Raw genomic sequence first — 26,654 nt, forward strand, 5'->3', positions numbered from 1 at the left:
AGATTAGTTAAATCAAATTAAATAGATAGCATTAATCGAGTTTTTCTATGCAACGTTGGCCCAGCCTCAAACAGCTGCAATATCTGGTCGCTCTCGATGAGCACAAGAACTTCAACCGCGCCGCCAAGGCCTGTCATGTCAGCCAGTCGACCCTGAGTACCGGGATCCAGACGCTGGAGGACATGATGAACCTGCAACTGGTGGAGCGGGATCACAAGAGCTTCATTATGACCCCGGTCGGCATGGAAATCGTCGAGCGCGCTCGCAATTTGCTCTCCGATGCGCGGGATCTGATGGAGCTCGGGCAACATCAGGGTGGTGTGATGCAGGGAACAGTGCGTCTGGGCTGCATTCCCACCATCGCCCCCTTCCTGCTGAGCAAGCTGCTGAAAGAGTGCAGCAAAACCTATCCTGACCTCGAATTGTTGCTGCGTGAAGACACCACCAGCAATCTGCTCAAGCAGCTGGAACAGGGTCAGCTCGACTTGCTGATCCTCGCCCTGCCCATCGAGATAGGTGGATTTCACTGCAAGACCGTCGGTCAGGATCCTTTCCACATGGTGATGCCCGCCAGCATGGCGGCCGGTCTGCATACCCCGTTCGACTATAAGGAGCTGCCCAACCAGAGCATCTTCCTGCTGGAGCGGGAGCACTGCCTCACCGAGCACGCAGTGAGCGCCTGCCGCCTGCGGGACAAGAGCAAGATCAACCCGTTTGCCGCCACCAGCCTGCACACCCTGGTGCAGATGGTGGAAGCGGGTCTTGGCACCACCTTCCTGCCGCAGATGGCCATCGATGCCGGCATTCTTGCCAACTCCGATCTGGTGGCCATCCCGCTGCCGGGAGAGACCTCCTATCGCGAGATCGGGCTGGTCTGGCGCCCCAGCACCACCCGGGTGCAGACCTTCTACAAGCTGGCCGAGCTGCTTAAACCGCTGATCAGCCACAACGAGTGACAACAAACGCCAGCCCTCGGGCTGGCGTTTTTCAGTTCCCCACCACATTTTTCCTCTCGGAGACTAGGTCTGGAGCCAGATCCCTGTTTATGATGGAAAAGTTGTCGCGTGCCCTCCTGCTGCCAGAACGATTTGGCAGGATATGGCGCTCGATAAATGTCTCGTTTGGTAGACCCGTCCGTGGAGAGAGCCCGATGTATCGCAAGCTGCTGCTATCCCTGCTGACTCTGCTGCTGGCCGCCTGCTCCAGCACGCCGGAGCCGCCTCCGGCCCCCCGGCAGAGCAGTGCCTTTGATGGCTTCTACCAACAGTGGCGCGGTGTTCCCTACCGCATGGGCGGCGCCAGCCGCGCCGGGCTAGACTGCTCCGCCTTCACCCAGCTCGCCTACAGTCAGGTGCTGGGCTTCAACCTGCCAAGAACCACCGAATCTCAGGCCAGCATTGGCAAACCGGTGGATCGCTACCGGCTGCAACACGGGGATCTGGTCTTCTTCAAAACCGGCTGGCAACAGTACCATGTGGGGGTCTACACAGGTGCCGGCGAGTTTATTCACGCCTCCACCAGCAAGGGAGTGATCCGCTCCCGCCTCGACAACGTCTACTGGAACAGTCGCTACTGGCAGGCACGTCGGGTGACCCAGTAACCGCTCAAACGCCTGCTTGCGGCACAAGTTGCGTGCCGATACTCTCCGTCAATCCCTGTCGCTATGTCGGGACAGACAACCCACGCTTATAACTCAATTGGCCCCAAAGCCTGCATATCACACCATTTTGTGATAAGGTGGTGGCCAATTTTTAACACTTTCGCCTTTTTCTCATACTCTCTCTGTCCTGATTGACAACAAGCGAGGCAATAACAAGCAGCGCGCGGCGAAAGTGGAGTGTGGCGCAACACTGCCGGACGGGTGGCCCACAGCTGCAGTATCAAGGGTTAAATAGATAAGGAGATCGTGCAATGAAACAGTATCAAAGCTGGCTGGGGCAATACCTGATGAGTCGCCGTGACGGTGACCACGCCATGGCATGCGAGATGGCGAGTTCCATCTGCGAGTTCTGGCAGCAGCAGGGTGATGAAAACGAACTGGACAAGTGGCAGCAGATTTACCAGAACCATCTGGAAAAGACCACCTGATCCCGACCGTTGCCTTGCTGCCAGCCACCTGGTGTTGGCAGCAAGGCCACTCGCGACCAACCACCATCAGCCAACCCCTCTCCCCCAATTTTCCCGCTACGTTACACCGCTACCTTCATTCACTCGCGCTTTACCATCTTCATTTTGCTCTTGCGCACCGGCCTCGGTTCATTCCATCTCGGCCGCCATCCCCTGTGCCCAGTCGATAAAGGCCTGGATCTTGGGGCACTCGCGGTTGGGCAGGGTCGCCATGTAATAACGCTGCTCGCACTTGACCTCCAGCCCGGCAAAAGGGGCCACCAGCTCGTTGCGTGCCAGTCGCTTGCTCACCAGATTCTTGCGCCCCATGGCGATCCCGGCGTGATTCATGGCGGCGATGATGGCGAGATCCGAACGATCAAAACCCATGCTCAGCTGACATGCCTCGAGGCTGACCCCGGCGTGGCGAGCCCAGCAGCTCCATTCATCGGTATCCGAGTCAAATCCCCATGCCTGCCGATCATGGAGCAGCCGGCACAAGGACAAGTTGGCGGGATTGCCGACAAGCCCGTGCTGCTCGGCATATTCCGGGCTGCAGACCGGCAGCATGAACTCATCCATCAGCGGGTGGATGGCAAGCCGCTCCGGGCTCTTCTCATCGAAATAGAGGGTCAAATCGATGCCATAACCATGCAGGTTGATGTTCTCGTTGCCGGTGATGATATTGAGCTCGATCTGCGGATGCAGGCGGGAGAAATCAGCCAACCTGGGCACCAGCCAGCACTGGGCGATGGAGGGACGCGAATAGATGGTCAGGGTACCGGAGAGCTCCTGATTCTTGATCTCCAGGATCTCCTGATTGATGAACTCCAGCGAGGATTTGAGCGCCCAGAACACCCGCTGCCCATCCGCCGTCAGTACCACCTTGCGGTGAAAACGCTCAAAAAGCTTGAACCCCAGCTCCTCTTCCAGCGCGCTGATCCGGTGACTCACGGCACTGGGGCTCAGCGACAATTCATCGGCCGCCATGGCAAAGGATCCGTGGCGGGCGGCCGCCTCGAAGGTGTGCAGCTTGGCCAGCTGGTAGCCACTCAGCAGCTTGTTGCGCGATATGTAATTATCCCCGTTATACATTCATCCCCCCTCTTCGCAATGGCCGCCGATGATACACCCACAGGCCTCCTTCAAGATGAAACCAAAAGACCCAAAGAGTGTTATTTCGATAAATTGTGACCAATGCAGCGCCTTTGCATCACCTCATCTCATCCAAGTGGTCGATTTCATCATTTGTCAGCCCCGCCTCATTTTCATTCAATAAGCGCATAAACAATCACACACAACAGATGTCGAGGCGCAGTATGAGTTCAGAGGTATGGGTCATCGCTACCTTGCTAAGTAGCATCGTTCTTATCGTGGTTACCATAGTGAAGGGCAAGATCCACCCCTTTCTTGCCCTGCTGCTGGCAAGCTTCTATGTCGGCACCCTGATGGGGATGAACCCAGTCAACATGGTCAATGCCATGGAGGCGGGCATTGGTGGCACCCTCGGTTTTCTCGCCGCAGTCATCGGTCTTGGCACCATACTCGGCAAGATGATGGAGGTGTCTGGGGCGGCTGAGCGCATCGGCCTCGCCCTGCAGAGATGCCGCTGGCTCTCGCCTCAGGTCATCATGGTGCTGGTGGGTCTGGTGTGCGGCATCACCCTGTTTGTCGAGGTCGGCGTGGTGCTGCTCATTCCGCTCGCCTTCTCCATCGCCCGCAAGACCAGAACCTCGCTGCTGACCCTGGCCATTCCGCTCTGCACCGCCCTGATGGCCGTGCACTGCATAGTGCCGCCCCACCCGGCAGCCCTCTACGTCACCAATCAGCTGGGGGCTGACGTCGGCTCGGTCATCGTCTATGGCCTCGCGGTCGGGCTGTTTGTCTCGCTGGTGGGCGGCCCGCTGTTCCTCAAGCTGCTGGGTAACCGGCTCCCGTTCAAGGTGGTGCCCGCTGCCTTTGCCGACATCAAGGCGCGCGATGAAGCAACTCTCCCGACCTTAAGCGCCTCGCTCTTCACCGTGTTGCTGCCTATCCTGCTGATGCTGGCCAAGACGGTCGCCGAGCTCAATATGGAGCACGCCAGCCACCTCTACACCGTGCTGGAGTTTATCGGCAACCCCATCACCGCCATGTTTATCGCCGCCTTCACCGCCTACTACGTGCTGGGGATCCGCCAGCAGATGAAGATGGATGGACTGCTCAACAAGACCGAGGAGTGCTTCTCCTCCATAGCCAACATTCTGCTCATCATCGGAGCGGGCGGCGCCTTCAACGGCGTGCTCAAGGCCAGCGGGCTGGGCGACTCTCTGGCCACTGTCCTCTCCCAGTTGGATATGCACCCGATTCTGCTCGCCTGGCTGGTGGCCATCGTGCTGCACGCCGCCGTGGGCTCCACCACCGTCGCCATGATGGGCGCCACTGCCATCGTCGCCCCCATCATGGCGCACTACCCGGATATCAGCCCGGAGATCATGACCCTGGCCATCGGCTCCGGTGCTATTGGCTGCACCATGGTGACTGACTCTCTGTTCTGGCTGGTCAAGCAGTATTGCGGCGCTACCCTGAACGAAACGCTCAAGTACTACACCACCGCCACCTTGGTCGCCTCCCTGATGGCGCTGGCCGGTACCTTCCTGCTCTCCTATATCGTGTAACAAGACCGAGAACACTATGAAAAACATCGACGTACAACAGCTCACAGCGCAATTTCCACTGGTGCAATCCCTGATCGCGCTTGAGCCAGTCACCTGGTTCAACCCAAACACCACCACTCTGGCTGCCGGTCTGCCCTATGTGGGGCTCGATAACCACAATGTGGCGGACGCTTCCGCACGGCTGGCCCGCTTCGCCCCCTACATGTGCGAAGCCTTCCCCGAGACCCGTGCCAGCAACGGCATTCTGGAGTCCGAGATCGCCGCTATTCCGGCGATGCAGGCTACGCTCAACCGGCGCTACGGGGTTGAGGTCACCGGTCGACTGCTGCTGAAAAAAGACAGTCACCTGCCCATCTCCGGCTCCATCAAGGCGCGAGGCGGTATCTACGAGGTGCTGACTCACGCCGAACAGTTGGCGATCAAGGCTGGTCTACTGCGGGAAGAGGATGACTACCGCAAACTGTTCAGCGACGAGTTTCGCCAGTTCTTCAGCCAGTACAGCATCGCAGTGGGCTCCACCGGTAACCTTGGCATGTCCATCGGCATCATGAGCGCCAAGCTCGGCTTTACCGTCACCGTCCACATGTCAGCCGATGCGCGGGAGTGGAAGAAGCGCAAGCTGCGTGAACACGGCGTCATCGTGGTCGAATATGCCGAAGATTACGGGGTGGCGGTGGAGCAGGGGCGCAAAGAGGCCGAGCGCGATCCCAACTGCTTCTTTATAGACGACGAGAACTCCCGCACCCTGTTCCTCGGCTACTCGGTGGCGGGCGAGCGGGTGAAAAAGCAGTTCGACCAGATGGGTATCAAGGTGGATGCCGACCACCCGCTGTTTGTCTACCTCCCTTGCGGCGTGGGTGGCGGCCCGGGCGGCGTGGCCTTTGGTCTCAAGCTGGCGTTCGGAGACAACGTCCACTGCTTCTTCGCCGAGCCCACTCACTCCCCCTGCATGTTGCTGGGGGTCCACACCGGATTGCACGATGCCATTGCGGTGCAGGATCTGGGCATCGACAACCTCACCGCAGCCGACGGCCTCGCGGTAGGTCGCGCCTCCGGCTTCGTCGGCCGCGCCATGGAACGGCTGCTTGATGGCTTCTACACCCTGAGCGATCAGGAGATGTATGACCTGCTGGGACTGCTGGCGCGCGATGAGCAGATCACACTCGAGCCTTCTGCTCTGGCGGGTATGGCTGGCCCGTGGCGGGTGGCTACCAATCCCGAGTGGCTCACCGGGCGCGGTTTCGATGCCGCAACCATGGCACAGGCCACCCATCTGGTGTGGGCCACCGGCGGTGGCATGGTGCCCGCCGAAGAGATGGCAAAGTACCTGGCCAGCGCCAAGATCTAGGCTTTTTCGCCACATTTATCTGCAAATCAACCCGCCATCACGGCGGGTTTTCTGTTTTGGGAACAAGGGGATGGGGCTGTTCTGCCGCAATCCATGGCGACAATTTCCCCAAGTTGGTCAGTTTGTGCTAAAATGACGCTCATTTTTTGACATCTCGCGTCACGTTCGCCGCCAGATTGCCCATCGGGCTCTCTGCCCGGGTCGTGACTTTGCACCATCATGCCTGATGATGTTCCCCCCAGGATGAGCCGACAGGCTCCCGTCAAGGTGGGCACCCTCAAGGGCACATGAGATAAGGAGATCGGGTAATGAAACAATATCAAAGCTGGCTGGGAGATTATCTGATGAGTCGACGTGACGGAGATCACGCGATGGCTTCGGAACTTGCCAACACCATCTGCGCCTTCTGGAAGGCCCAGGGTGATGAAGCAGAAACCAGCAAATGGCAGCAACGCTATCAGCAACACGTAGAGCAGGCGCAATAAGCACCTGCACTCTTTCGCGATAAAAAAACCGGCGCACATGGCGCCGGTTTTGCGTTTCTGGCAAACAGCAGATTACATCTGGTCGATCATGTCCTGAGCAAACTGGGAGCAGGAGCGCAGGGTGGCCCCTTCCATCAGACGCTCGAAGTCATAGGTGACGGTCTTGTTGCGGATCGCCGCTTCCATCCCCTTGATGATGAGATCGGCCGCTTCGACCCAGCCCATGTGGCGCAGCATCATCTCGGCGGAGAGGATCAGGGAGCCCGGGTTGACCTTGTCCTGACCGGCATACTTCGGCGCAGTACCGTGGGTCGCTTCGAACAGGGCCACGCCGTCACCGATGTTGGCACCCGGTGCGATGCCGATACCACCTACCTGAGCGGCCAGCGCGTCGGAGATGTAGTCGCCGTTGAGGTTCATACAGGCGATGACGTCATACTCGGCCGGACGCAGCAGGATCTGCTGCAAGAAGGCATCGGCGATGACATCCTTGATGACGATGGTCTTGCCGGTTTTCGGGTTCTTGAAGGAGCACCAGGGGCCGCCGTCAATCAGCCGGGCACCGTACTCATTCTGGGCCAGAGCATAGCCCCAATCCTTGAAGGCACCTTCGGTGAACTTCATGATGTTGCCCTTGTGCACCAGAGTCACGGAGTCGCGATCGTTGTCGATTGCATACTCGATGGCGGCACGAACCAGACGCTCGGTACCGGCCTTGGACATCGGCTTGATACCGATGCCGCAGGACTCGGGGAAGCGGATCTTCTTCACGCCCATCTCGTTTTGCAGGAAGGCGATCACCTTGTTCGCTTCGGCGCTGTCGGCCTTCCACTCGATACCGGCGTAGATGTCTTCGGCGTTTTCGCGGAAGATCACCATGTCAGTCAGATCCGGACGCTTGACCGGGCTCGGGGTCCCTTCGTAGTAACGCACCGGACGCAGGCAGATGTAGAGATCCAGCTCCTGACGCAGGGCCACGTTGAGGGAGCGAATACCGCCACCGACCGGCGTGGTCAGCGGGCCCTTGATGGCCACGCAGTACTCGCGAATGAAATCCAGGGTTTCGGCCGGCAGCCAGGCACCTTCACCATAAACATGAGTCGATTTCTCGCCGGTATAGACCTCCATCCAGGCGATCTTGCGCTCGCCCTTGTAGGCTTTCTCGACCGCAGCATTCACCACATTCAACATGGCCGGGGTTACATCAACACCGATGCCATCCCCTTCGATAAACGGAATGATCGGATGGTTGGGAACCTGCAGCTTGCCGTTGGCATCGACTGTGATTTTCTGACCCTGGGTCGGGATTACTACTTTGCTTTCCATCGGCATCTCCTAACTTCCGTTTGTTATCAACTTGTTTGTTGCGCGCGGCCATCTTAGCCCATTCATTTTCATAATAAAACGACAAGAAAGCATGTCAGACCAAAGAGGTAGCCACCCGCCAGTGCGCCGTCACCACGCCTCTCCGACCCCGCCCCGTTATCCCTCCAGCTCGCTGGCCGCCGCCTGCGGCTGACTCAGGGAACGATACTGGGAAGGGGTCAAACCGGTCTTCTGTTTGAACACCCGGCAGAAGTAGTTCACGTCGGTAAACCCGCAGCGATTGGCGACCTCTTCGAGACGGAAGCGATACTTTTTCAGCATGAACTTGGCCCGCTCCAGCCGCACCCAGCTGATGTAGTCCGCCAGCCGCATGTGCCCCTGCTGGCGGAACAGGCGTGAGAGATGGCTGGGGGAGAGATTGAAGCGGGCGGCGATGCATTCGCGACTGATGGGGCGGTGGAAATTTTCCTGAATGTAGATGCAGATGCCGTGAAAAAGATCGGAGCCACGAGGACGACCGCTCTCCGACTCCACCAGCAACTGCCGTGAGTAACTGAGCAGCGCCTGCAGCAGGTGATTGTCCATCGGTGCCCTTATCGGCTCCTGCGCAAGGGTGTTGAGGGAGAGCAGTATATGATCGAGCGCCCGTCCGGCACCGGCCTGAATACTGTGCTTCTGCACATCGAAGAAGCCGGTGTCTCCCTTGTGCTTGCTCACCAGACTGAACCCTATCTGACGCTTGCCGAACAACAGGCTGAGCACGGAACAGTCATTGTCCCAATCCGGCTTGTTCCAGCCGTTGGGGGGAATGTACATCGCCTCCCGTGGCCCCATCTGTACCGACTGCACATCCCCTTCCGGGGACCAGACCTGGTTGAGATAGTGGCCACTGAATACCAGCTCGAGACGCGGAAAATTGACCTGATAACTGAAGCAGGGAGGCACCCCTTTGTCAGAGGCAAACAACACCTTCTCAAAGCCTCCCCCCTCACTTAGAAAGCCGTCCAACAGCTGGGTAAAGATGATACTCATGAATGATCCTGATCAAGATGCAGAGAGCAACCGATTGCGGTGCGCTGCCCCTGCCATGCTATAGTCCGCGCCAGACTGAAATTCCCAAAAAATCGTTCTGATACAAGGAGCCATCCATGAGCTACCCGCCGTTTTTTCTAATGTGCAACCCGATCCAGGATTATGTCTGGGGCAGTCGTGACTCCCTGACCACGCTGTTTGGCATCAAAAATCCCGAAGGCAAACCACAAGCTGAACTGTGGATGGGCGCTCACCCCAATGGCTGCTCCGAAGTAACCCTGGCAGGCGAGACCGTGAAGCTTTCCAGCCTGATTGACGCCAACCCCGTCGCCATGTTGGGCGAAGCTACCCAGGCTCGTTTCGGCTCACTCCCCTTCCTGTTCAAGGTGCTCTGCGCCGAGCAAGCCCTCTCCATTCAGGTACACCCGAGCAAGGCACAGGCCGAAGCCGGTTTTGCCAAAGAAGAGGCCGCAGGCATCGATATCAAGGCGAGCAACCGCAACTACAAGGATCCGAACCACAAGCCGGAGCTAGTCTTTGCCCTCACTCGCTATCAGGCGATGAACGGCTTTCGCGCCATCCCGGCCATCCTGGCCCTGTTCGATCGCATGGCGCTGCCCGCACTGGTCGACCTGACCGCGGCGCTTCGCCAGTCACAGGATGAAGCTGGCCTGCAGCACTTCTTCCACCAGCTGCTGATCCTCAGCGGTGATCGCAAGGACGAGGCGCTGGCTGGCCTGCTGGCCTATGCCGCCGCCCATCAGGATGAAGAGACTTTCGCCACCATCAGCAAGCTGGCCAACCAGTACCCGGGGGATGTGGGGCTCTTCTCGCCGTTGCTGCTCAACGTGGTGACACTTGAGCCGGGTCAGGCGATGTTCCTCGATGCCCAGACCCCCCACGCCTACATCCACGGCACTGGCCTCGAGATCATGGCCAACTCGGACAACGTGCTGCGTGCCGGTCTGACCCCCAAATACATGGATGTGCCGGAGCTGCTGGCCTGCACCCGCTGTGTCGCCAAACCGGACGACCAGATCCTGCTCAACCCTCGCATGGAAGGCACAGTACAGCACTTCGACGTGCCGGTACCGGACTTCACCTTCAGCGTATATGGCGCAGGGGAACATGCTCTCACCACCGGCAATGCCGAGATCCTGTTCGCCATCGATGGGCCCATCACCCTCATTGGCCAGGATGGCGAGCGTCTGACACTGACCATAGGGCAATCTGCATTTGTACCCGCCAGCACCGGCGATTATCGCGTGACGGCTGAAGGGCGTTTTGCCCGCGCCAGCAACCGCTGATCCTGGTGGGCCATCGGCTCATCACCCTCTGTTCAAAGGGCCCAGCAGGGCTCTTTTTTTCAGCGCATCTGATCATGTGGAGCCCAGTACGACTCACAAAATCGGCCATTTAACTCAATGTCGAAGAATAACACGCTGACTTATAATGATTAATATCATTTAGCCTCCCTGGTCACGCCACCCTGCGGTTATGCGAGCCAGCTCACACCCTTCCCCACACGTCATAAAAATCCAGTTAATGCCATTTTTTTCCTCTGTCCCAGGATATTAATCAACGAAATAATAGAAACCGTTAATTTACAGGCAGCAGGAAAAACATTTAAGAGCATTTATATATTCCAGATGTAACACTGCTCAGCCAATTATTTCATAAGTGTAAGGGGCGATTTTTTAAATCAGGCTATGGGTGCCTATTATTTTCCTGCGCATTTATTTTTCCGCCTGTATGGCCAGATCGTTTTCACTATCAATTTTATCTGGCGGATATTCCCCCCCGTCACCCTCTATATCCAGTGACAGTCGGGGCAATAGATGCAGATGGCTCTCTCATTCGGCAGATATTTATTGGCTGGCCCGGCGTTCTGCATTACCTGTTTTGATACGTTCGATACCCTACTTTCATTAACCTGTGGCGACAAATATGAAACTGAAACGTTCCCTGCTCGCGTGTGCCGTACTGGCTGGCCTGGTTGGTATATCCGGTTGTCAAAATGACTCGGATACCGCTGTCGATAACAATAAAGAGACTAACGTCTCCCGTTACGTCAATCCGTTCATCGGCACAGGTAATTTGGGCAACACCTATCCTGGTGCCACTACCCCGCATGGCATGGTGCAACTGTCGCCCAATAATGGGGCCAATGGCTGGGAATATATCTCCGGCTATTACTACCACGACAACCGCCTCGCCGGGTTTTCCCACACTCACCTCTCGGGGGCCGGAGCTGGAGATCTCAACGATATTCTGGTGATGCCGATCAACTCACGCTCCAATTTCATGCTGAACGAGGGGTCGGCCTCACTGAATCTGGAGGCCTCCCGCTACAGCCACAAGGATGAAGAGGCAACGGCGGGCTACTACAAGGTCAATCTGAAGGATTACGGGATCAAGGCCGAGCTGACCGCCTCGGATCGAGTGGGTGTTCATCGCTACACCTTCCCGCAAGATAAAAAATCGGAAATCGTGGTCAACCTCGGCTTCAAGGTCAACTGGGACTACACCTCCGACTCCTATCTGAAATGGGACAAAACCCACAACCGGATCGAGGGTCATCGCTTCTCTGACGGCTGGGCCCCCAGCCAGAAAGAGTTCTTCGTGATGGAGTTCGACCAGCCCATCAAAAACATCCGCTTCGCCTACTTTGACAAAGACCAAAACCGCTATCTGGACCTGCCGGAAGGCACCACCGAGATCGGCAACGAGACCCGTGGCAAATATCAGTACGCGCGTGCCTATGTGGAATTTGATACCGCGGCGGCGGGCTTGGTCATCGAGGCCAAGGTAGCCCTCTCCAACGTCGAGATCGGCCGGAATGGCAACGCTGGCGCCTCACTCAACATGACCGAAGTGGCCAATATGTCGTTTGACGATGTCCGTCAGGCTGCGACCCAAAAATGGGAAAAGGAGCTGGGCAAGATCCGGGTCAGTGGGGATGATGAGTACAAACAGACCTTCTATACCGCGCTCTACCACACCTATCTGGGCCAGACCATTCACTCTGATCTGGACGGACGCTACCGCCAGGTGCATCAGGGGCGCAACGCCTATCCGGATGGCAACACACCGTGGGGCGAGCAGATCGATACCCTCAAGGAGTCGGTTCGCACCGCCGATGCCAACCGGGATGGCAAAGCGGACTTTACCCGTTACGACACCTTCTCCCTGTGGGACACCTACCGCGCAGTACAACCCCTCTCGTCACTGCTGGAGCCGGATCGCCTCGCCGATGTGGCGCTCTCCATGCTCTCCTACGCCGAGGAGGAGTGGATGGACGATCTGGGCAACCTGCACAAGGGCAGATTGCCGGAGTGGACCTTCAAGGGTAACGAGACCGGCATGATGATGGGGATGCACTCCACGCCGGTGATCCACGACGTGCTCTCCAAAGGCTCGCTGGACAGACGGATGATCGCGCTGGGCTTCAGTGATGCGGAACGTCAGGAGATCAAGGAACGACTGGTGACCGCCATGATCACCGACGCCCACGCAGCCACCAGCCAGGGGGTTGCCTGGATCAAGGAGTACGAGCAGCAAGGCTATGTGCCTGCCCAGTTGCATGACACTCCGCCGGGCAATGACTGGGAATCGCACTCCCCCTTCAAGGATGCCTGGACCTCATCCTACTCGCTGGAGTACTCCATGAATGACTGGGCGATCGCCCAATCGATCAAGGCAGTATTTGGCGAAAGTGACCCCCGCTATCAGGAGTTTGCCGATCGATCCAAGAACTGGCAGGCGCAGTTTGACTTTGGCGGCAAGCAGTACAAGGGGTGGTTCAAGGCCCGCGACTACGCTGGCAACTTCATTGATGCCGGTTGGGTAGACCCGAAAACCGGCCGGGCAGTGGGCAAGGATTGGCGCCCCGACATGTTCAACTGGTCATTCGCCGAGTCCAACGGTTGGCAATACGCCTTCAGCGTTCAACATGACATTCATGGCCTGGTCGATCTGATGACCCGGTTCGACCAGACCCAGAATCCTCAGGCCAAACGGGGCGAACTGTTTGCCAAACGGCTGGACGAGTATTGGAGCACCTATCCGGATCGTAACGCTGGCGACAACCAGTTCCCGGTATTCAACACCGGCAACGTGGGACAGCATGTGCAGGGCAACGAGCCCGATATCCATGTGCCCTACCTCTACAACTACGTAGGACAGCCCTGGAAGGGACAGGCCGCCATCGTGGCAGCCACCAACGTCTGCTACAAGAACACCCCTGACGGCATCTGTGGCAACGATGACTTTGGCACCCTCTCTGCCTGGTTCGTGTTCCGGGCGCTGGGCTTCTTCCCGGTCAATGCCTCCTCCGGCATCTACGAGATTGGCACCCCCATGTTCGAAACCGCCTCGCTCGATGTGGGTGCGGGCAAGCAGTTCACCGTCACGGCCCAGAATGTCAGCCGCGACAACATCTACATCCAGTCCGCTCGCCTCAATGGCAGCGAGTTCAATCGCAGCTACCTCACCCATGAGGAAATCCTCAGTGGCGGCAAGCTTGAATTCGTGATGGGCGATAGCCCCAACCAGAATTGGGGCAGCCAGCCGGAAGATCTGCCGCCCGCGCAAGGTATCGGCACCTTCCTGCACGAAGGCGACCTGCCTGCCGGTTCCCGTTAATCACCTGTTCGGGGGAGGACTTCCTCCCCCATCACCACTCAAAAATGGAATGACCATGTTCAAGTGCAATCTTCTTTCTCTTGCGGTGATTGCCGCACTGACCGGTGGCATCGCCGGTTGCAACAGTGAGAGCGAGTCTACCGCTATCGAGAAACCGGTAACTCCGGTTGTCGATCTGTCGGTACTGAAATACGTTGACCCCATGATAGGCACCGCCGCATCCGGCCACACTTTCCCCGGTGCCACCCGCCCTGCCGGCATGGTGCAGCTCTCGCCGGATACCTTTATTGGCTCCAACACCGATCACGAGAGCGGACTAAACCCCTGGCACTCAGCCTCCGGCTACTGGGACTCTTCCAATTACCTCACGGGCGAGATCGTCGCAACCGATGTTCCGCTCTACGGCTTCTCTCATACCCATCTCTCCGGCACCGGCGCCACAGATCTGGGCGACATTCTGGTACTGCCCTACGCCGAGATGGCAGACGCCCAAATAAACGCCTTTGACAAAACCAATGAGCACGCCAGCGCCGGTTATTACCAAACCAGACTGAACAAGGGGGAGATTGAGGTTGAACTGACCACCACCAAGCGGGTCGGTTTGCACCGTTACACCTTCGCCAAAGGAGCGGATCGCAATGTGAAATTCGATCTGGGCCACACTCTGCTCAACAACAACGGTCAATCGCTGAAAAACAAAATCGAAGTGGTGGATGAGTACACCCTGCGTGGCCGCAAAACCTCCACTGGCTGGTTCCAGGGACAGAACCATCAGGGCCAGAACATCTTCTTCTACGCCAAATTCAACCAACCTGTGGCCAGGGCCATGCTGGGCGAGCAGGACAAGATGCCGACCCGGGAGATGCGCCCCAACAGCGTCTATCAAGGGGATGACCTGACCGCCTACCTCAATTTTGGCCAGGGTGACCAACCGCTCGAGATCCGGGTCGGTATCTCGGCGATGAGCTGGCAAGGAGCACAGAAGAATCTGGAAGCGGAAGCCCCCACCTTTGATTTTGCCAAGGTGAAGTCAGACGCCGAATACGCGTGGGCCGAAAAGCTGGCAACACTCAAAACCGAAGGGGGGACGGAAACCGAGAAGACCAATTTCTACACCGCCCTCTACCACATGATGATCGCCCCTATCGAGCTCTACGATGTGGATGGCAAGTATCTTGATATGCAGGGCACCCTGCGCACCCTGCAACCAGGTGATACCCCCAACTACTCCATCTACTCGACCTGGGATACCTTCCGCGCCGTTCACCCCATGTGGACCATCATGGACCCGCCGCAGGCGACTCTCTACGCCAAGGATCTGATCCGCAAATCCAACGTGGAGTTCGGCCTGCTGCCCAAATGGGAAGGCCACGGCTCGGAAACCGGCACCATGATTGGCTACCCCTCGGCGGCCATCCTTGCCGATGCGGTGACCAAGGGGCTGATCGATGCGCAAGAGGCACTGGAAGCCTCGGTCAAATCGGCCCACTACCGGCCTGCCGATTACCCGCAGATCCATGACGACATCCTGAGCTCGCTGATGGCCGGTCAGCTCAGCTATCACGAGAAAGAGCAGTGCGTCCGTTATCCCAACTGGAACTCGGTCTCCTACTCGCTGGAGTTCTCTTTCTACGACTGGACCATCGCCGAGATGGCGAAAGCCGCGGGCGACATGACCACCTATCAGGAGTTCAAGGCACGATCCTACAACTCGCTCAAACATTGGGATCCCCAGGCTGGCAATGCCGATGGCAAAGGCTTCTTCGTACCGACCGAGCTGAAAAACGGCGACCCGTGCGCCCTGAAATACGCGCCAGCCGATTTCGATCCCTACAAGTCGGATGCCTTCTACTACACCGAGGGCAACGCCTGGCAGTGGCAGTGGTCATTCATGCAGGATCTCGACAAGCTGACCGAGATCATGGGTGGCCAGCAGGGACTGAACGACAAGCTCGACAACCTGTTCAATGCCGACCCCAACGGGGGCGAAGCACATCAGGACATGACCGGTTACATCGGGCAGTACATTCATGGCAACGAGCCCTCACACCACGTCATCTATCTCTACAATCGCACCGCCCAGCCCTGGAAAGCGCAGGAGTACCTCGACCGGGTCTATAAGGAGTTCTACAAAACCACCCCGGATGGCCTGATCGGCAATGAAGACGTCGGCCAGATGTCGGCCTGGTACATCATGAGTGCCATGGGCTTCTATCAAATCTCCCCGGGCGACCCGACCTACACCATCGGCCGTCCCATCTTTGACAAGGTCACCATCAACCTGCCCGACGGTCAGTTCAACGTGGTAGCGCAGAACAACAGCCCGGACAACCTCTATGTCAAAGAGGTCAGCATCAATGGCAAGCCACTCAACCAGTACAACACCTTCGCCCACAGCGAGATCCGTCCCGGTGGTGAGCTGCGTTTTGTGATGACCAACCAGCAACCGACCCCGTAACTCTACAAGCGGCAAGCCACCCGGCTTGCCGCTTGTTCATCTCCGGAATTTGAGGAACTACGATGTTCAAACCCCACAAGCTGGCCATCATGGTGACAGCCCTGCTTGGCCTCTATGGCTGCAACACAAACGATGAGACTACTGACAATGGCCGCCCCGACAATGCCCTGCAGGTGCTGCAATATGTCGATCCGCTGATCGGCACCGATGGGCTGGGCAATGTCAATCCGGCCCCTGTCATGCCGGAAGGGATGATCCAGCCGGGCCCGGACAACTGGAATCCGGCCAACTGGAATGGCAAGGGATCCCCTTCCGACTATCACCACCATCTGGCGAAACTTTCCGGCTTCAGCAGCACCCATATCTCGGGTGCTGGCAAGGGAGATCTCAATGATTTCGCCTTCTTGCCCTTCACCGGCAGCAACACCGACCCGGTCACTATCAACAAGCCGAGCGAAGAGTCAGAGGTGGGCTATTACAAGGCCGATCTGGTAGAGACCGGCATCAAGGCCGAACTCACTGCCACCCAGCGGGTCGCCTTCCACCGTTACAGCTATCCGGCGGGTGAAGATCGCAAAGTCCAGCTCGATCTGCAGCACGAGTTGCTGGAGCAATACGGCAACCACTCCCGCAACATTTACTACAAGCGGGTGAGCGACAACGCTATTGCGGGGGCCAGAACCAGCAACGAGTGGGGGCAATGGCAAACGGTCTTTTTCTATGCAGAGTTTTCCGAACCCTTCGTGGAGCAGATCCTCTATGTCGATGGCAAATTGAGCAACGACACAGAGGTGGGGTTGGCCGATTACATCGGGTATGGCGAAACCAGACCCCGGGTACGGGATGTGGTGACCCAACTCAACTTTGCCAAAGGGGAACGGCCCATCACCATGAAGATGGCGATCTCGGGCACCGGCATTGAGGGGGCCATGGCCAACATGCGCGCCGATGAACATGGCTACCGCTTCGATCAGGTGGTGCAGGAGAGCAAACAGGCATGGGCGAAAGTGCTCAATAAGTTCACCCTGGAGGGGGGCAGCGATGCCGACAAGACGATGTTTTATACCTCGCTCTATCGCACCTACATCGCCCCCTTCGTCTATCAGGATGTGGATGGTCAATATCGCGGAATGGATGGCAAGGTGCATCAGGCCAAGCCGGGCTTTACCAACTATTCGGTCTACTCCATGTGGGACACCTTCCGCGCCGCCCACCCATTGAAGACCATCATCGAAAAAGAGCGATCCATCGACTATGTGCACGATCTGCTCAACAAATATAAAATCGGCGGCATCATGCCCAAATGGGAGCTGCACTCCGACTATACCGGCGAGATGGTCGGCTATCCGGCGGTCTCCATCATCGCCGATGTCATCGTCAAATATCCAGATGCATTCACGCCGGAAGAGATAAAGCTGGCATTGCAGGCGGCCAACGTCTCCGCCAATTTTGACCTCGAGCTGACCAAAAGCTGGGTGCCCTATCAGGATCCCTGGAACGGTGACAAGCGCTTCACCGTGATGACCCGCCACGGTCAGTATGCCGAGCAGCACGGCTATGTTCCGGCCAACGTCAAATACAAGCCGGAAGAGGGCGGCATGGCGCAGGACAAGTACGATGAGCTGGTCAACGAATCCGTCTCGTACGGTGTCGAGAACGCTTACTATGACTGGTGCATCGCCCAGCTGGCCCGCCTGGCTGGCGACAAATCCGCGGAGAACCGCTATCTGGCCCGGGCGACTACCTGGCGCGCCTATTTTGACTACAACCCGGCGCAATATGGCAAATATGGCGCGACCGGCTTTATGCGCCCCAAAAATTACGATGGCAGCTGGGTCAACAATTATCCCTCCTGCGCCATCGATAAAAACGGCAACCCCGTTACACCACCACAAAACTGTGACACCAACGACAGCAGCCGTTATGACATCTTCTGGCCCTATCGGGCCGAGCACCGGGGGCAGGACTTTACCGAAGGCAACACCTGGCAGTGGAGCTGGTTTGTTCCCCACGATATCGAGGGGCTCAAAGAGGTGATGGGGGGCGAGGAGGGATTCCGGAAGAATCTGGATGCCCTCTTCACCGCCAACTCCAACGCTGATACCTCGCAAGGGGATATGACCGGCTATATCGGGCAGTTCGTGATGGGGAACGAACCGGATCACCATGTTCCCTACCTCTATAACTGGACCAAGGAGCCGTGGAAAACCCAGGAGTATGTGGATCAGGCGGTGCGCAGCTTCTTCCACCCGACCACCACAGGGCTGATTGGCAATGAGGATGTGGGGCAAATGTCCGCCTGGTACATCATGAGTGCCCTTGGCTTCTATCAGGTCACGCCGGGAGTCCCGGTCTACACCATAGGTCGGCCGCTGTTTGACAAGGTGACGATGGATATTGATGGCGGGAAATTCATCGTGAGCGCCGAAAACAATGGCACCCAAAATATCTATGTGGAATCCGTCACCATCAATGGCAAACCGTTGGGGGAAAACCTGACGTTCAATCACAGCGATATTCGGGCAGGTGGTGAACTGAAATTTATCATGACGGCGCAAAAACCTATCCGCTCAGATAATAAATAATCATCATGCATTATCAATATATGTTCAGGCCCAAAGCTTCCTTTGGGCCTCTTTTTTGTCGACTCACCAAGCACCTCAAAAAAATATGAGATGTTGCATCAGATGAGGCGCAGATCACAAACAGACAGCTTTGTCACAAAAGTCTAGTGAATGACACTTTTTTACTCTGTCGATGAAGCTGGGAGCATGGAAATAATAACGGTAGCCGGGATTGACAGCACCGAGCCTTAATATTGCTCAGGCATCGCTCCGGCATAAGAAAAATAGATCCTGACAGCTCACCCCTACCCGATGGAGCCGATCCATATGTTCAATAAAAATATTCTGGCCATTGCCCTGACCAGCACCGTAGCCATGTTATCCGGCTGCGATTCAGATAACAGCAGCGCCAATAACGATGATCAAAAGCCAACGCCAACCAATGTGTTGCAATATGTGAACCCATTCGTTGGCACTGGCTTTAACGGTCACACCTTTCCCGGCCCCGTGGTACCGGAGGGCATGGTGCAACTCTCGCCGGATACCGAGTTGATCGGCTGGCACTCCTCCTCCGGCTATCACTTCGACAAAGATACTCTGTTCGGTTTTTCCCACACCCATCTCTCAGGTACCGGCATGGGGGGACTGGGGGATATTCTGTTCCTGCCCTTTACCGAAGATAAATCCAAATACATCGAGCAGAGCGATGATTACCGCAAAGCCATCTCGGTCAAAATGGACAAAAAATCCGAGCAGGCCGAGCCTGGCTACTATGCGGTGCGCATCGCCGAGAATGGCATCAAGGCCGAGCTGACCGCCTCCGAGCGGGTGGGCTTTCACCGCTACACCTATCCGCAGGGGCAACCCCAACGGCTGAAGATCGATTTGAACTCGATCCTCAACAGCGACTGGGGCTCGAGTTCGCTGCGCAACAAACTCACCGTCAGCGAAGATGGCTACACCATCACCGGCGAGCGGGATGCCACCCACTTCTCCGGCTGGGCGAAAAACCAGAAGATCTTCTTCCATGCGACCTTCGACAAGAAGATCAAAGGGGTCTACCTCCTCGCTGGTGGTGTGCCGGTAGAGGGCTTGAGCGCCGAGCACAAGGCCAAATCCAAAGCGGATGTCACCGCTTACGTCGAATTTGAAGAGGGCGGTTCCACCCAACTGAACGCCAAAGTCGCCCTCTCGGCGGTCGATGCCACCGGCGCACGGAACAACTACCAGGCCGAAGGGGATATTTCGTTTGACGAGGCCCGCGCCAACGCCCGCGAGAAGTGGGCCAACGCCCTCAATTTCACCATCGAGGGGGGCAGCAAGGAGCAAAGCGAGATCTTCTACACCGCCCTCTACCACACCAAGATCGCCCCCATCGTCCATCAGGATGTGGATGGCAACTACCGCGGCATGGGCAAAGGGGCGCAGGCCAAGGGGGAAGGCAGCTACTCCATCCACTATGGCCAGGCAAGCGAAGATCAGCCCAACTTCTCGGTCTACTCACTGTGGGATACCCAGCGAGCGCTGCACCCGCTCAAAACCATCACCGAACCAACCCGCGCCGTGCAATATGCCAAGAACCTGCTCCAGAAGTATCTGGAGAGCGGCCTGCTGCCCAAGTGGGAGCATCTGGGGGATGAGACAGGCACCATGGTGGGCTATCCGGCGGTGGTGGTGATTGCCGACGCCATCACCAAATACCCCGATGCCTTCACTGCGCAGGAGAAAAATCTGGCGCTCACAGCCGCCATCGACTCCTCCACCTATACCAACTACCCCATGCTGGCGACCGAGTGGGACAAGGCGGTGCTGGACAAGACCCTGACCAACCACATCGACTACATCGAAAAGAACGGCTTTGCCCCGGCGGTACAGCGGATCGATGGTCAGCCTGTCTTCCCTGACTACACCCTCGAATCGGTCTCTTACGGTCTGGAGAACGCCTTCTACGACTGGGCCATCGCCCGGATCGCCAAGGCGGCCGGCAACCCGGCGGCTGAATCGCGCTATCTGGCCCGTTCGAACGGCTACCAGCGCTACTTCGATCACAATACGGCCGAATATACCCAGTACGGGGTGACCGGTTTCATGCGTCCGGTGATGATCGATGGCTCCTTCATGACACCGTTTGATCCCTATGGCACCGAACATGAGACTGGCAACTATACCGAGGGCAACGCCTGGCAGTGGACCTGGTTTGTGCCCCATGACATCAAGGGTCTGAAAACCGCGATGGGCGGAGAAGAGGCCTTCAAGCAGAATCTGGACGCCACCTTTGCCGCCGAGAGTCAGGGGTCGGAGACCGCTGACATGACCGGGATGATGGGTCAGGTGGCCTTCGGCAATGAACCCTCCCACCATATCCCCTACCTCTACAACTGGACATCGGAGCCCTGGAAAACTCAGGAGACGGTCGACTACATACTCGACACCATGTACTCGAACACCCCGGCAGGCATCATAGGCAACGAGGATGTGGGCTCCATGTCTGCCTGGTATGTGATGTCAGCACTTGGCTTCTATCAGGTGAATGCGGCAGATCCCGTCTACACCATTGGCCGCCCGCTATTTGCCAAAGCGACCATCCCGGTCAAGGGGGGAACCTTCACCATCATCGCCGATAACAACAGCGCCAAGAACCGCTATGTCCAGTCGGTCACCATCAATGGCAAACCGCTCAAGGATGGTCTCTTCTTCGAGCACAAGGAGTTTGTACAGGGGGGCAACCTCCACTTCGTGATGGGCGATACCCCGCCACAAAAGTAACGATCGATAGCATTGAGGTGACATTCAGCACGCAACCCGAAAATGTCACTTTGTGATACCCGACGGCCCACGCCAGATGGATTGATAAAATCCAATCAGCGCTGGGCCATTTTATTTTCCAGTGGAAAGCCCTAGTTCAGTCATTAACCCGTTTTTCTCAAATCTGCCTTAAATCGGGCAATAAACCGCAAAAAATGGCTGTAAATCCCATTACAAGGGTTTTTCTGTCATACCTTGACCACTGTCACATCCTGCCATTAATTAAACAAAAACAACTATTGAGTTAAAGATTAACACTTTGCGAGCTGGATCACACCAGCAAAACCATGCAACAAAAATCCAGTTATTGCTACATTCATCGCCTGTCCAACCCTACCCTTGAGGGCAATAATGAGCCCAATTCGCAACGCATGACTTAGCCCTTACAGGGAAGGAGAGTGAGATGTTACCCACCATGACCAACGGCAGACTCATCTGCCTGGAGTTGAAGGCCACCAGCAAGGAGGCCCTGTTCGACGAGATGGCACAGATGCTGGCGCGCGATGGCGCCGTGTCTGATCAACAGCAATTCATCAAGGATATCTGGGCCCGCGAACAGCTGGACTGCACCGGCTTCGAGCAGGGTGTCGCCCTGCCCCACGCCAAGAGCAAGGCGGTCAGCCGTCCGGCCATTGCCATCGGTGTCAGCCGTCAGGGTATCGAGTACGGCGCCGAAGATGGCAAGCCGACCCAGCTGATCTTCATGATCGCCTCCCCGGATGGCGGTGCCAACCACCACATCGAAGTGCTGGCCGAGCTCTCTACCCGTCTGCTGGAGCCGGGCTTTATCGAGCAGATGAAGGCGGCCACCACTGTCGAGCAAGCCCTGACCCTGCTCAAGCAAGGCCCGAAAGCGGAAAAACCGGCGCCAGCCGCCAAACCGGCAGCCACTGCCCCGGCGGCCCCCGAAGAGCGCACCTTCAAGGATCGCCTCAACACCATGAAGCAGCACCTGCTGTTTGGTACTTCCCACATGATCCCCTTCATCGTGGCAGGCGGTGTGCTGCTGTCACTGTCGGTAATGATGAGCGGCAAGGGCGCCGTGCCGGAAGCGGGCTTCCTCAAAGACATGGCGACCATGGGTATCGCCGGTCTGACCCTGTTTACCGCTGTACTGGGTGGCTACATCGCCTACTCGCTGGCTGACAAGCCGGGCCTGGCTCCGGGCATGATCGGCTCCTGGATTGCCGTTCAGCACTATCAAACCGGTTTCCTCGGCGCCATTCTGGTGGGCTTTATCGCCGGTTTCGTGGTCAATCAGCTCAAACGGATCAAGCTGCCTGACTCCATGACCTCCCTTGGTTCCATCTTCATCTATCCGTTGATCGGTACCTTCCTGGTGTGTGGCATCGTGATGTGGGGGATCGGTGCCCCGATCGCCGCCATGATGGAAGGGATGAACCACTGGCTCTCCAGCATGGCGGGCTCAGGTAAAGTGATGCTGGGTGCCATTCTGGGTGGCATGACCGCCTTCGATATGGGCGGCCCGGTCAACAAGGTTGCTACCCTGTTTGCCCAGACTCAGGTCAACACCCAGCCCTGGCTGATGGGCGGCGTCGGCATCGCCATCTGTGTGCCGCCGCTCGGTATGGCACTGGCGACCTTTATGTCTCCGAAGCGTTACAAGAAAGAGGAGCGTGAATCCGGCAAAGCGGCCGCCATCATGGGCATGATCGGTATCAGTGAAGGTGCCATCCCGTTTGCCGCTGCTGACCCCATGCGTGTTATCCCGGCCATCGTCGCAGGCGGTATCGTCGGCAACATCACCGGCTTTATGATGCACAGTATCAACCACGCCCCCTGGGGTGGCTGGATTGTCCTGCCGGTTGTTGAAGGCAAGATGGGCTACATCCTGGGTACCATCCTCGGCGCCCTGACCACCGCCATCATCGTCAACCTGCTGAAGAAGCCGGTGAGCGAAGAAGATGACGTGACCGCCACCCACACCAGCTTCGAAGTCATTGAAGCGGAAGGAGAAGCGGACGTACTTGCCATCACTGCCTGCCCGTCTGGCGTTGCCCACACCTTCCTGGCCGCCAAAAGCCTGCAGAAGGCTGCCGCCAAGCAGGGGATCAAGATCAAGGTCGAGACCCAGGGCGCCAACGGCATCATCAACCGCATCACCGCCAAGGATGTCGCAAACGCCCGCTGCGTCATCTTCGCCCACGATGTGGCGATCAAGAACCGCGAGCGCTTCACCGATATCGAGGTCATCGATGTGAAGACCAAAGAGGCGATTCACAATCCGGAAGCACTGCTGGCCCGCACGCTGGGCAACAAGGCAAACGCCGCCTGATAGCAGTCAGACCGCTCATCACAAGGGGTCTATCACGGGCCCCTTTTCTTATTGCCAACATCGACCGACTAATCAATAGGGAGCCCACGCCCGTTCACCTCTGGGTGCAACCGCACGCTGTTTTGGCCCATCGATCAGATGTCAACGAACAGATTGGCTACCTCCTCCGGCACAGCTCTGCTATTATCCGCGGCCTTATGATCAAGACGCATACTGGCGTGACCGTAACGCCGCCATAACCCCGCCCCTCGCGGCACCTGCCGCCTGACTCTGGTTATCACAACCGGAGCGTTTTTGTTCATCCGTCACTTACCAATACAACAATCCGATCCTGCCAAAACGCCATCTGACCCCTTGGTCAGTGGATGCGTTGTGCAGTGGATCCCGAACAAGCGAGAAAATCCCCCATGCTGGAACGTGCAAGACAAGAGTGGTTCTCCAACATCCGAGCCGACCTGCTGGCCGGCACCGTGGTGGCGCTGGCGCTGATCCCGGAAGCCATCGCCTTCTCCATCATCGCCGGCGTTGACCCCAAGGTCGGCCTCTATGCCTCCTTCTGTATCGCCGTGGTTATCGCCTTTGTAGGCGGTCGCCCCGGTATGATCTCGGCCGCCACCGGCGCCATGGCGCTGTTGATGGTGACCCTAGTGAAAGAGCATGGCCTGCAATATCTGTTGGCCGCGACCCTGCTCACCGGGGTACTCCAGATCGCAGCGGGTTACCTGAAACTGGGCAGCCTAATGCGGTTTGTCTCCCGCTCCGTGGTGACCGGCTTCGTCAATGCGTTGGCGATCCTCATCTTTCTGGCCCAGTTGCCTGAGCTCACCAACGTCACCTGGCAAGTCTACGCCATGACGGTGGCGGGCCTTGGCATCATCTATCTGTTTCCGCTGATTCCGGTGGTGGGCAAGCTGGTGCCTTCTCCGCTGCTTTGCATCGTGATCCTGACGACAGTCGCTATTACCATGGGCATCGATATCCGCACCGTGGGCGATATGGGCGAGCTACCCGATACCCTGCCCATCTTCCTGTGGCCGGAGGTGCCACTCAATCTGGAGACGCTGGCGATCATCTTCCCCTATTCCGCAGGTTTGGCCGTGGTCGGTCTGCTCGAATCCATGATGACGGCGGCCATCGTCGATGACCTCACCGATACCCAGAGCGATCGTAATCGCGAGTGCAAGGGCCAAGGAATTGCCAATATCGGCGCGGGCCTGATGGGTGGCATGGCGGGCTGCGCCATGATTGGTCAGTCCATCATCAACATCAAATCCGGTGGCCGTGGCCGCCTCTCCACCTTTGTCGCTGGCACCCTGCTCATCCTGATGGTGGTCTTCATGGATGAGTGGATCCGCCAGATCCCCATGGCAGCCCTGGTAGCCGTGATGATCATGGTCTCTATCGGGACGTTTTCCTGGGAGTCGGTTCGTAATCTCAAGAAGCACCCGCTCTCCACTAATATCGTGATGATCGCAACAGTGGCAGTGGTCGTCGCTACCCATAACCTGGCGCTCGGGGTATTTGTCGGGGTACTGCTCGCCTCCCTGTTCTTTGCCAACAAGGTTGCCCGCTTCATGCTGGTCAAGAGCGACAGCGAGCGCTATGGCGAGGTACGCACCTATCAGGTGCGGGGCCAGGTGTTCTTCGCCAGTGCCGAGCAGTTCTTTGCCGGATTTGACTTCAAGGAGGTGGTAGAGAAAGTGGTGATCGACCTCACCCACGCCCACTTCTGGGACATCACCGCCGTCACCGCACTGGACAAGGTGGTCATCAAGTTCCGCCGTGAGGGCACAGACGTTGAGCTGATTGGTTTGAACGAGGCAAGCGCCACTATCGTTGACCGCTTTGGCGTGCACGACAAACCGGAAGAAGTTGAAAAGCTGCTGGCTGGCCACTGATCACAAAAAGGAATTTATCATGAAAAATATTTTTGCATGTATCGATGGCTCCCTTGCCATGACAGCAGTGTGTGATGCAGCAGCATGGGCATCTATCAATACTGGGTTACCTATCACCCTGCTGCACGTATTGGAAAAAAGTGAATTTGAAGGGCACAGCGATCTCTCCGGCAATATTGGACTTGGCAGTCGTGAGCTCCTGCTACAGGAGCTCGCCGAGCTGGATCACCAACGCAGCCGCCTCGCCCATGAACAAGGGCGCATTCTGCTGAACAGTGGCAAGGAATATCTTGCTGATTTGGGGATGTCAGGGGTCGAGACCCTGCAACGCCACGGCCAGCTGGTCGAGACAACCCAGGAGCTCTCATCCGGTATGCGGATGTTGATCATGGGCAAGCAGGGCATGACCCATGCCCACGAGCTGATTGGCAGCCATCTCGAGAACGTCATCCGCTCCCTGACCAACCCCATCATGGTGGTGCAGCCGGGCTTTCAGGCCCCAAGCCGCTTCCTGTTTGCCTATGACGCCAGCCCGACCGCCAAGAAGGTGCTGGAGTTGATCGCAAGCAGTCCTCTGCTCAAGGGGCTTGAGTGTGAGCTGGTGATGGTCGGCGAACCGGGTGACGAGCACACACGCCAGCAGGCAGAGGCCAAGCAGGTGTTGAAAAGTGCGGGCATCAAAGTAACAACCAGACTGCTGCAAGGGGATGTGGTGCCCGTTATCTGCCAGCATGCCACCGAAGTGGGCTGCGACCTTATCGTGATGGGGGCCTATGGCCACTCACGCATTCGACAGTTCATCGTGGGGAGCACCACCACGGGGATACTGAAAACCAGCCATACCTCTCTGCTATTGCTGAGATAGCGACCATTCAAGGGGCCCATCACGGGCCCCTTTTCGTTGCCGACCGAGCAACCGCACATCATCCCACCGACCAAGCCACTGATTTAAAACATATTAACCAGTCACATCACGGATCTTGGCGAGCCGTCACAGAACGGTGAAGTGTAAAAAAACAGCAATTGAAGCGCTAG

Annotated in this window: 17 protein-coding genes; 14 read left to right on the forward strand and 3 right to left on the reverse strand. The window is 57.4% G+C overall.

The annotated features are described in order from the left end of the window. Window positions 1-47 precede the first annotated feature (47 nt). The 3 genes from AB5Y86_RS04665 (at window position 48) to AB5Y86_RS04675 (ending at window position 2,088) form a co-directional block, all read left to right on the forward strand. Window positions 48-956, forward strand: coding sequence for a hydrogen peroxide-inducible genes activator (locus AB5Y86_RS04665; RefSeq protein WP_005337702.1), 909 nt, complete (start codon window positions 48-50; stop codon window positions 954-956). A gap of 194 nt (window positions 957-1,150) precedes the next feature. Beyond that, a complete protein-coding gene (locus AB5Y86_RS04670) occupies window positions 1,151-1,600 on the forward strand; it encodes a C40 family peptidase (protein WP_005337703.1) in 450 nt (149 codons plus the stop codon). 311 nt (window positions 1,601-1,911) lie between these two features. Then, a complete protein-coding gene (locus tag AB5Y86_RS04675) occupies window positions 1,912-2,088 on the forward strand; it encodes a hypothetical protein (RefSeq protein WP_005337704.1) in 177 nt (58 codons plus the stop codon). A 168-nt stretch (window positions 2,089-2,256) separates the two neighbouring features. Here AB5Y86_RS04675 and dsdC read toward each other — a convergent pair whose 3' ends face one another. Then, a complete protein-coding gene (gene dsdC / locus AB5Y86_RS04680) occupies window positions 2,257-3,201 on the reverse strand; it encodes a DNA-binding transcriptional regulator DsdC (RefSeq protein WP_005353168.1) in 945 nt (314 codons plus the stop codon). A gap of 224 nt (window positions 3,202-3,425) precedes the next feature. Between dsdC and dsdX the strand changes: the two genes are divergently transcribed. The 3 genes from dsdX to AB5Y86_RS04695 all read left to right on the forward strand — a co-directional run bounded on the left by dsdX (window position 3,426) and on the right by AB5Y86_RS04695 (window position 6,596). Further along, window positions 3,426-4,763, forward strand: a complete 1,338-nt coding sequence (gene dsdX / locus AB5Y86_RS04685) for a D-serine transporter DsdX (protein ID WP_368192259.1) — start codon at window positions 3,426-3,428, stop codon at window positions 4,761-4,763. 16 nt (window positions 4,764-4,779) lie between these two features. Continuing rightward, window positions 4,780-6,111 carry a D-serine ammonia-lyase gene (locus AB5Y86_RS04690; protein WP_368192260.1) on the forward strand — a complete coding sequence of 444 codons (1,332 nt, stop codon included), beginning with the start codon at window positions 4,780-4,782 and terminating at the stop codon, window positions 6,109-6,111. A gap of 308 nt (window positions 6,112-6,419) precedes the next feature. Next, window positions 6,420-6,596, forward strand: a complete 177-nt coding sequence (locus AB5Y86_RS04695) for a hypothetical protein (RefSeq protein ID WP_005337712.1) — start codon at window positions 6,420-6,422, stop codon at window positions 6,594-6,596. 72 nt (window positions 6,597-6,668) lie between these two features. Here the strand turns inward: AB5Y86_RS04695 and icd are convergent, their stop codons facing one another. Then, window positions 6,669-7,922, reverse strand: a complete 1,254-nt coding sequence (gene icd, locus AB5Y86_RS04700) for an NADP-dependent isocitrate dehydrogenase (RefSeq protein WP_368192261.1) — start codon at window positions 7,920-7,922, stop codon at window positions 6,669-6,671. A 156-nt stretch (window positions 7,923-8,078) separates the two neighbouring features. Further along, entirely contained in the window at window positions 8,079-8,954 is an 876-nt protein-coding gene (locus AB5Y86_RS04705) for a helix-turn-helix transcriptional regulator (RefSeq protein WP_368192262.1), read from the reverse strand. A gap of 116 nt (window positions 8,955-9,070) precedes the next feature. Here AB5Y86_RS04705 and manA point away from each other — a divergent pair, with 116 nt between their 5' ends. The 8 genes from manA (at window position 9,071) to AB5Y86_RS04745 (ending at window position 26,484) form a co-directional block, all read left to right on the forward strand. After that, on the forward strand, window positions 9,071-10,261 hold the full coding sequence (gene manA / locus AB5Y86_RS04710) for a mannose-6-phosphate isomerase, class I (RefSeq protein ID WP_368192263.1): 1,191 nt from the start codon (window positions 9,071-9,073) through the stop codon (window positions 10,259-10,261). Window positions 10,262-10,901: 640 nt separating this feature from the next. Then, window positions 10,902-13,598: a GH92 family glycosyl hydrolase gene (locus AB5Y86_RS04715; RefSeq protein ID WP_368192264.1), complete on the forward strand. Its 2,697-nt coding sequence runs from the start codon at window positions 10,902-10,904 to the stop codon at window positions 13,596-13,598. 55 nt (window positions 13,599-13,653) lie between these two features. Then, the gene (locus AB5Y86_RS04720; RefSeq protein WP_368192265.1) at window positions 13,654-16,056 is read left to right on the forward strand and encodes a GH92 family glycosyl hydrolase; all 2,403 of its coding nucleotides are present in this window, start codon (window positions 13,654-13,656) and stop codon (window positions 16,054-16,056) included. A 62-nt stretch (window positions 16,057-16,118) separates the two neighbouring features. Continuing rightward, window positions 16,119-18,641 (forward strand): GH92 family glycosyl hydrolase, encoded by a 2,523-nt coding sequence (locus AB5Y86_RS04725; protein ID WP_368192266.1) that lies wholly within the window; start codon window positions 16,119-16,121, stop codon window positions 18,639-18,641. A 306-nt stretch (window positions 18,642-18,947) separates the two neighbouring features. After that, window positions 18,948-21,386 carry a GH92 family glycosyl hydrolase gene (locus AB5Y86_RS04730; RefSeq protein ID WP_368192267.1) on the forward strand — a complete coding sequence of 813 codons (2,439 nt, stop codon included), beginning with the start codon at window positions 18,948-18,950 and terminating at the stop codon, window positions 21,384-21,386. A gap of 442 nt (window positions 21,387-21,828) precedes the next feature. Then, window positions 21,829-23,721 (forward strand): PTS fructose transporter subunit EIIC, encoded by a 1,893-nt coding sequence (locus tag AB5Y86_RS04735; protein ID WP_368192268.1) that lies wholly within the window; start codon window positions 21,829-21,831, stop codon window positions 23,719-23,721. Window positions 23,722-24,128: 407 nt separating this feature from the next. Next, window positions 24,129-25,619: a SulP family inorganic anion transporter gene (locus tag AB5Y86_RS04740; protein ID WP_368192269.1), complete on the forward strand. Its 1,491-nt coding sequence runs from the start codon at window positions 24,129-24,131 to the stop codon at window positions 25,617-25,619. Window positions 25,620-25,638: 19 nt separating this feature from the next. Beyond that, the gene (locus AB5Y86_RS04745; protein ID WP_368192270.1) at window positions 25,639-26,484 is read left to right on the forward strand and encodes a universal stress protein; all 846 of its coding nucleotides are present in this window, start codon (window positions 25,639-25,641) and stop codon (window positions 26,482-26,484) included. Window positions 26,485-26,654 lie beyond the last annotated feature (170 nt).

Origin of the sequence: Aeromonas sp. s8 (assembly GCF_040907785.1) — a bacterium.
In the GTDB taxonomy this organism is placed as follows: Bacteria; Pseudomonadota; Gammaproteobacteria; order Enterobacterales; family Aeromonadaceae; genus Aeromonas; species Aeromonas veronii.

Bases quoted from the DNA above. Each gene is read 5' to 3' on its own strand.
- AB5Y86_RS04720 (WP_368192265.1), top strand. From the start codon at position 13,654: ATGTTCAAGTGCAATCTTCTTTCTCTTGCGGTGATTGCCGCACTGACC.
- AB5Y86_RS04690 (WP_368192260.1), top strand. From the start codon at position 4,780: ATGAAAAACATCGACGTACAACAGCTCACAGCGCAATTTCCACTGGTG.
- manA (WP_368192263.1), top strand. From the start codon at position 9,071: ATGAGCTACCCGCCGTTTTTTCTAATGTGCAACCCGATCCAGGATTAT.
- AB5Y86_RS04665 (WP_005337702.1), top strand. From the start codon at position 48: ATGCAACGTTGGCCCAGCCTCAAACAGCTGCAATATCTGGTCGCTCTC.
- dsdX (WP_368192259.1), top strand. From the start codon at position 3,426: ATGAGTTCAGAGGTATGGGTCATCGCTACCTTGCTAAGTAGCATCGTT.
- icd (WP_368192261.1), bottom strand. From the start codon at position 7,922: ATGGAAAGCAAAGTAGTAATCCCGACCCAGGGTCAGAAAATCACAGTC.
- AB5Y86_RS04745 (WP_368192270.1), top strand. From the start codon at position 25,639: ATGAAAAATATTTTTGCATGTATCGATGGCTCCCTTGCCATGACAGCA.
- AB5Y86_RS04725 (WP_368192266.1), top strand. From the start codon at position 16,119: ATGTTCAAACCCCACAAGCTGGCCATCATGGTGACAGCCCTGCTTGGC.
- AB5Y86_RS04740 (WP_368192269.1), top strand. From the start codon at position 24,129: ATGCTGGAACGTGCAAGACAAGAGTGGTTCTCCAACATCCGAGCCGAC.
- AB5Y86_RS04670 (WP_005337703.1), top strand. From the start codon at position 1,151: ATGTATCGCAAGCTGCTGCTATCCCTGCTGACTCTGCTGCTGGCCGCC.
- AB5Y86_RS04715 (WP_368192264.1), top strand. From the start codon at position 10,902: ATGAAACTGAAACGTTCCCTGCTCGCGTGTGCCGTACTGGCTGGCCTG.
- AB5Y86_RS04695 (WP_005337712.1), top strand. From the start codon at position 6,420: ATGAAACAATATCAAAGCTGGCTGGGAGATTATCTGATGAGTCGACGT.
- AB5Y86_RS04735 (WP_368192268.1), top strand. From the start codon at position 21,829: ATGTTACCCACCATGACCAACGGCAGACTCATCTGCCTGGAGTTGAAG.
- AB5Y86_RS04705 (WP_368192262.1), bottom strand. From the start codon at position 8,954: ATGAGTATCATCTTTACCCAGCTGTTGGACGGCTTTCTAAGTGAGGGG.
- AB5Y86_RS04675 (WP_005337704.1), top strand. From the start codon at position 1,912: ATGAAACAGTATCAAAGCTGGCTGGGGCAATACCTGATGAGTCGCCGT.
- dsdC (WP_005353168.1), bottom strand. From the start codon at position 3,201: ATGTATAACGGGGATAATTACATATCGCGCAACAAGCTGCTGAGTGGC.
- AB5Y86_RS04730 (WP_368192267.1), top strand. From the start codon at position 18,948: ATGTTCAATAAAAATATTCTGGCCATTGCCCTGACCAGCACCGTAGCC.